This window comes from Streptomyces sp. NPDC057474, from assembly GCF_042802555.1.
Taxonomy (GTDB): Bacteria; Actinomycetota; Actinomycetes; order Streptomycetales; family Streptomycetaceae; genus Streptomyces.
Map to the genome: position 1 here is coordinate 10,521 of NZ_JBHVDX010000281.1, position 332 is coordinate 10,852.

Consider the following 332-nt stretch of genomic DNA (forward strand, 5'->3'; position numbering starts at 1 on the left):
GGCGCTCGTGCCGGCGGTGAGGCGGTCGGCGCTCGGTGCCGTGGTGGCGGTGTCCAGGTGCGCGGCGAGGTCGGCCAGCACGGGGTTGCGGTAGATCTCGCGCATGGCGAGGGTGAAGCCTTCGCGGCGCAGCCGGGAGACCATCTGCATGGCGAGGATGGAGTCGCCGCCGGCCTCGAAGAACTGCGCGTCGTCGCTCGCGTCCCCGAGCAGATCGCCCCAGACGGCGCGGACGGCCCGGTGGGCGCGCCCGGGGCCGGTGCCCGGGGCGGGTGGCGCGGCGGCACCCGCGGGCGGGGCCGGGGTGCCCGCGGGCGGGGCCTGTGGTGGCC

General features: G+C 78.9%; 1 protein-coding gene. It reads right to left on the minus strand.

What is annotated here, in order from left to right; translation table 11 throughout:
* A partial coding sequence (locus ACFU53_RS42640; RefSeq protein ID WP_384005163.1) for an acyl carrier protein occupies positions 1 to 332 on the minus strand: 332 nt, incomplete at both ends.